Here is a 6,268-nt window from a genome sequence, read left to right on the forward strand (position 1 = left end):
TCCCCGTCACCCCCGCCGCGCTCCGAGCGGAACGTCGCAGAGAGTGAACTAGGCTCTTGAACGCCCGTACCGGAAGATCCGGCGGGCTTGCGCGTGCGGTGTGGGACGGGAGTGTGGCCCGTGACGGATCAGGCGGTGGACACAGGCGGTGCGCGACTGTCCGCGCCCTCGGCCGACGACGACCAATTCCTGGGCCGCGCACGTGAGTTGAAGGAGCTTCGCGCCGACATCGAGCGCGCGGGCCTGGACACCCTGGCCGGCCGCAAGGCCCCCCGCGCACGGGTGCTGCTGATCGCCGGACGCCCCGGTTCCGGCCGCACCGCGCTCGCCGAGGAACTCGTCCGCCAGGTCGCCCACCGTTACCCCGACGGGGTGCTGCGCACCCGGCTCGCCGAGCCCGACGGCACCCCGGTGCCGGTCGAACGGGCCGCCCGCGAACTGCTCGCCGAGCTACGGGTGCCCGCCCCGGCCGGCGCCGCCGAGGACGACCTCTCCGACGCCCTGCGCACGGCCCTCGACGGCCGCCGGAAGCTGCTGTTCCTGGACGACGCGGCCGGCGCCGAGCAGGTCGACGCCCTGCTCCCGGACGCCCCGGACTGCCTGGTGGTGGCCGTCTCCAAGGGCCCGCTCACCGGCATCTCGGACGTCCGCCCCTGCACCCTGGGCGGCCTGGACACCAAGTCCGCCCTCGAACTGCTCACCCGCTACACCGGCTCGGTCCGCGTCACGGTGGACCCGCGCTCCGCCGAGAGCCTGGTGGAGGCCTGCCAGGGCCATCCGGCGACGCTGGTGCTGGCCGGCGGCTGGCTCGCCGCCCGCCCCCAGGCGTCCGTCTCCGACCTCGCCAAGCGGATGCGCGCCTACCCACAGGCCGGCGCGGAGGAGACGGACGCCACCCCGCTGGCCCGCGTCTTCCGGCTGATCCACGAGGAACTGCCGGGACCGGCCGCCCGGATACTGCGACTGCTGAGCCTCGCCCCGGCCGGTCCGGTCGACGACCACACCGCCTCCGCGCTCGCCGGCTGTTCCGTCGAGGCCGCCCGCGCCACCCTGGACGACTTCGTCGCCCTCGGCCTGCTGCGCCCGGTCGGCTCGCCGCTCGCCGAGTACGAGGTCCCCGGCTGGCTGCACCCGCTGCTGCGCGGCCTCACCGAGGCCCAGGAGCGTCCCGGGGAGCTCCAGCTCGCCCGGGCGCGGATGCTGGAGCGGACCGTACGGCTGCTGCACTCCTGCCGGGCCATCACCGAGACGGACAGCCCCCAGTCACGGGAGAAGATCCAGGCCCTGCCCCGCGCGCTGCGCTTCGCCGACCCCCGCGCGGCCGCCGAGTGGCTGCGGGTCCGCAAGCCCGCGCTGCTGGCCTCCGCCCGGCTCGCGGTGGCCGACGGAGAGCTGGACACGCTGGCGAGGCGGCTGCTGTCGCAGCTGGTCAGGGCCCTTGCCGCGCATGTCGGCACCCAGGCGGCCGCCGTCGATCTGTACGGCGTCCACGGCCTGGTGCTCGACGTCGCCGAGCGGCGCGGACTGCCCCGGGAGCGGGCGGCGGCCCTGCTCAACCTGGGCGACCTGGACGCGGGGACCGGCCGCACCCGGGACGCGCTGGCCCGCTACCGGGCCGCGCTGGACGCCGGGCGCGCGGCGAACGACCCGTACGCGACCGGCCGCGCGATGGAATCCGTAGGCGGTGCCCATCTGGAGCTGGGCGACTACGACCGGGCCGCCGACTGGTTCGGGCGCGCGCTGGCCGACCGGCTGGCCCGCGGCGAGCGCGCGGAGGCCGCCCGGCTCTACGGTCGCATCGCCACCGCCCACACCTACGCGGGCCGCTACGGCGAGGCGCTGCGCAACTGGCGGGCGGCCTGCGCGGCCTACCGCAAGAGCGGCGATGTCGCCGCCCACGCACGGGCGTTGAGCGAGACCGCCCGGGTGCAGGAGTACGCGGGACGCCCCCAGGAATCGCTGCGCACCTGCCAGGAGGCGGTGGAGTGGGCCCGGCGCGCGGACGACGTCCGGCTCCAGGCCGCGTTGCAGCTTCGCCTCGCCGACACCCTGGAGCGCCTCGGGGACCCGGCGGCGGCGCGGTTGCACCGCGCGACCGCCGGGCGTCTCCTGGGCGAGGAGGCACCGGAACAGCCGTCACAGCAGGCCATCAGCCCGGAACAGGGCGCTAACGCCTGCGAAATCCGCAGTGCATCCGATGAAGATTGATGCAATGAAAGGCTAGACAGGCGGAACACCTTCATTAAACTGGCTCTGCCGCACGTTCTGCGGTGTCTCCCGGTATGCCCAGGCATGTCTGGGTACGTCTGTAATGCACCCCCCATACCCTCTGAGCCAAGGACCGTGATCGACGTGAAGGTCGGCATCCCCCGCGAGGTCAAGAACAACGAGTTCCGGGTGGCCATCACCCCCGCCGGCGTGCACGAGCTGGTGCGCAACGGCCACCAGGTCGTCATCGAGCGGGGCGCCGGCGTCGGCTCCTCGATCACGGACGACGAGTACGTGGCCGCCGGTGCGCAGATCCTGGGCACCGCCGACGAGGTCTGGGCCGCCGCCGACCTGCTGCTCAAGGTCAAGGAGCCGATCGCGGAGGAGTACCACCGCCTCCGCAAGGACCAGATCCTCTTCACCTACCTGCACCTGGCCGCCTCCAAGGAGTGCACGGACGCGCTGCTGGAGTCCGGCACCACCGCCATCGCCTACGAGACGGTCGAGCTGCCGAACCGCGCGCTCCCGCTGCTCGCCCCGATGTCCGAGGTCGCGGGCCGACTGGCCCCGCAGGTCGGCGCCTACCACCTGATGCGCGCCAACGGCGGCCGCGGCGTGCTGCCCGGCGGTGTCCCGGGCGTGACCCCGGCCAAGGCCGTGGTCATCGGTGGCGGCGTCTCCGGCTGGAACGCCACCCAGGTCGCCGTCGGCATGGGCTTCGACGTGACCCTGCTGGACCGCGACATCAACAAGCTGCGCGAGGCCGACAAGATCTTCGGCACGAAGGTCAAGGCGATCATGTCCAACGCCTTCGAGCTGGAGAAGGCCGTCCTGGACGCCGACCTGGTCATCGGCGCGGTGCTGATCCCGGGCGCCAAGGCCCCGAAGCTCGTCACCAATGAGCTGGTGGCCCGCATGAAGCCGGGAAGTGTCCTTGTCGACATCGCGATCGACCAGGGCGGCTGCTTCGAGGACTCCCGTCCCACCACGCACGCCGAGCCGACCTTCCAGGTCCACAACTCGGTCTTCTACTGCGTCGCCAACATGCCGGGCGGTGTGCCGAACACCTCCACCAACGCCCTCACCAACGCGACGCTGCCGTACGTCGTCTCCCTCGCCAACAACGGCTGGGTCGAGGCGCTGCGCCGCGACGCCGCGCTCGCCAAGGGTCTCAACACCCATGACGGCAAGGTCGTTTACAAGGAGGTCGCGGAGGCCCTCGGCATGGAGCACGTCGAGCTGGCCTCGCTGCTCGGCTGACCCTCGTGACCTGACGGGCGGCTAAGTCGCCCACCGGCAAAAGGCGATTCGTCAACACGTCTCGTCAACCGCCCACGCCCGGCCGGACCTTGCCCGACAAGGTCCGGCCGGATGTGTGTATGGTCACTTTGCGGCTCTCGGTCAACTCGCCTCGAACGTAACCGTTCAACCGATTCGCACCCCGGTGAAACCTGCTGTGCGACGGACGTACGCCCTTGACAGCGACATGTTTCATTGCCGACACATCCTGCCGGGTCCGGCGGATTGTGTTGCTGCGGACCGCCGACACGCCATAGAGTCGCCAACCGTCGGCATGGTGCCACGCTGACCTTGTCTAGAAGTTTCCTGGTCACCAAGGAGGTAAGACGACTTGTGAATGAGTCGACATTTTCTCCCGGGGGTGGTCAACCAGGAATGCCCGCAGGGGGCCAGGGGCCCGCGGGATTCGAGGCTGTCGGCTCCGTAGCTGTGCGCACCTTCGCAGCCCACCAGAGTCCGGGAGCGCAGATGCCCCGGACAGCACACCAGAGCATGGATGGCCATCACGTGAACGCCATGGCCGGCGACGGAAGTGGCGCGCCCCACAACCACTTCGCCGACTACGACGAACTGCCCGAGGGGCACTTCTACGACCCCGACGCCGAGTACGAGCCCGATCCGGAGTACGCGGCCACGCTCGCGCCCGACGCGGCCCGCCAGCGCCGCGAGCGCGTCGGTCCCACCGGACGCCCGCTGCCGTACTTCCCGATCCCGGGCCCGCTGACCGACCACGGCCCCGCGAAGATCATCGCGATGTGCAACCAGAAGGGCGGTGTCGGCAAGACGACGTCGACCATCAACCTGGGTGCCGCGCTCGCGGAGTACGGCCGGCGCGTACTGCTCGTGGACTTCGACCCGCAGGGCGCGCTGTCGGTGGGTCTCGGCGTCAACCCCATGGAACTCGACCTCACGGTCTACAACCTGCTCATGGAGCGGGGCATGTCGGCGGACGAGGTCCTGCTGAAGACCGCGGTCCCCAACATGGACCTGCTGCCCTCCAACATCGACCTGTCGGCCGCCGAGGTCCAGCTGGTCTCCGAGGTCGCGCGCGAGTCGACGCTCCAGCGGGCGCTCAAGCCGCTGCTGCCCGACTACGACTACATCGTGATCGACTGCCAGCCCTCGCTGGGCCTGCTCACGGTGAACGCGCTGACCGCAGCGCACAAGGTGATCGTGCCGCTGGAGTGCGAGTTCTTCGCGCTGCGCGGTGTCGCCCTGCTGACCGAGACCATCGAGAAGGTCCAGGAACGGCTCAACCCCGACCTGGAACTGGACGGCATCCTCGCGACGATGTACGACTCGCGCACGGTCCACAGCCGCGAGGTCCTGGCCCGCGTGGTCGAGGCGTTCGACGACCACGTCTACCACACGGTCATCGGGCGCACGGTCCGCTTCCCGGAGACCACGGTCGCCGGTGAGCCGATCACCACGTACGCCTCCAACTCCGTCGGTGCCGCCGCCTATCGCCAGCTCGCCAGGGAGGTGCTCGCCCGGTGTCACGCCGAGTGAGTCTGCCGGGGGCCGACGAACTCTTCCGTACGACAGGGGGGATGGCGCTGCAGCCGTCGAGTCCCCGGCGCGGCGCGGCCGGTGAGGCCAGGGTGCCGGCGCCCGCGCAGGACAGCGACGACGTGGCCGCCGCCGAGGACGCGCCGCAGGCCGTGCCCGTGCAGAGCGGGGACGGCGAGGGCGCGGAGCACGTGGCGGCGGAGGCGGACTCCGCCGACACCGGCGAGTCCCGCACCCGGCGCCGGCAGCCCGCGCCGGACGGTGCCGCGGCCGCCGCCCAGCCGCGCAAGCGGGGACGGGCGGCGAACCGGCGGCCCAGCGGGCGCGAGCGGCACGACGAGAAGATCACGGTGTACGTCTCCGCCGAGGAACTGATGGACCTGGAGCACGCGCGTCTGGTGCTCCGGGGTGAGCACGGGCTCGCGGTGGACCGCGGGCGCATCGTGCGGGAGGCGGTGGCCGTGGTGCTGGCTGACCTGGAGTCCCGAGGGGACGCGAGCATCCTCGTACGGCGGCTGCGCGGGCGTTAGCGGTAGCCTGCGGGGCGATGACCTCGAACGACGCGCTCCGCCCCGGCCACGGTGCCGGCCGCCGCCGCGCGCTGGGCCGGGGCCCGGGAGTACCGGCCACCACCACGAGCGACGAACCCGGCGAAGCGCTGGCCGCGCCCGCAGAAGCGGCTGCGCCGGCAGACCCGGCCGCGTCCGATGACCCTGGTCGCCCGGCCGATTTGGCTGTGCCCGCAGAAGCGGCTGCGCCCAAAGAACCCGCCGGTCCGGAAGAGCCTGCCGCGCTTGCAGAGCCGGCTGTGCCCGCACAATCGGCCGCGCCCGAACAACCCGCCGGTCCCGAAGAGCCGGCTGCGCCCGCAGATTCGGCCGCGTCCGATGAACCTGGCCGCCCAGCCGATCCGGCGGCGTCCGCAGAAGTGGCTGCGCCTGAAGGGCCCGCCGGCCCTGAAGGTCCGGCCGCGCCCGAAGGGCCTGCTGCGCTTGCATATCCGGCTGCGCCGGAAGAACTCGCCGGTCCCGGACAGCCGGGTACGCCCGAAGATTTGGTCGGGCCCGAGGAACCTCGCCACTCCACAGGTCCGGCTGTGCCCGCCGGCCCGGCGGCGTCCGCAGAAGTGGCTGGCTCTGAAGGGCCCGCCGGCCCTGAAGGTCCGGCCGCGCCCGAAGGGTCTGCTGCGCTTGCATATCTGGCTGCGCCGGAAGAACTCGCCGGTCCCGGACAGCCGGGTACGCCCGAAGAT

At 72.1% G+C, this 6,268-nt stretch carries 5 protein-coding genes; all 5 read left to right on the forward strand.

Annotated elements, in window-relative coordinates; genetic code table 11:
• Positions 1 to 120 precede the first annotated feature (120 nt).
• Positions 121 to 2,208, forward strand: a complete 2,088-nt coding sequence (locus AB0927_RS22980) for a tetratricopeptide repeat protein (RefSeq protein WP_366669541.1) — start codon at positions 121 to 123, stop codon at positions 2,206 to 2,208.
• Positions 2,209 to 2,343: 135 nt separating this feature from the next.
• Positions 2,344 to 3,468 carry an alanine dehydrogenase gene (gene ald / locus AB0927_RS22985; protein ID WP_366669542.1) on the forward strand — a complete coding sequence of 375 codons (1,125 nt, stop codon included), beginning with the start codon at positions 2,344 to 2,346 and terminating at the stop codon, positions 3,466 to 3,468.
• Between the two features lie 414 nt (positions 3,469 to 3,882).
• Positions 3,883 to 5,016 (forward strand): ParA family protein, encoded by a 1,134-nt coding sequence (locus AB0927_RS22990; protein ID WP_366669543.1) that lies wholly within the window; start codon positions 3,883 to 3,885, stop codon positions 5,014 to 5,016.
• Positions 5,001 to 5,546, forward strand: coding sequence for a hypothetical protein (locus AB0927_RS22995; RefSeq protein WP_366669544.1), 546 nt, complete (start codon positions 5,001 to 5,003; stop codon positions 5,544 to 5,546). The genes AB0927_RS22990 and AB0927_RS22995 overlap by 16 nt, the downstream gene beginning before the upstream one ends.
• Before the next feature lie 264 nt (positions 5,547 to 5,810).
• Positions 5,811 to 6,268, forward strand: a 458-nt coding sequence (locus AB0927_RS23000) for a hypothetical protein (RefSeq protein ID WP_366669545.1), incomplete at its 3' end; no start/stop codon positions are given.

Origin of the sequence: Streptomyces sp. NPDC048106, from assembly GCF_040706415.1 — a bacterium.
Lineage (GTDB): Bacteria > Actinomycetota > Actinomycetes > Streptomycetales > Streptomycetaceae > Streptomyces.

What these genes read in the sequence shown, in the direction of transcription:
- AB0927_RS22990 (WP_366669543.1), top strand. Translation starts at nt 3,883, where the DNA reads ATGCCCGCAGGGGGCCAGGGGCCCGCGGGATTCGAGGCTGTCGGCTCC.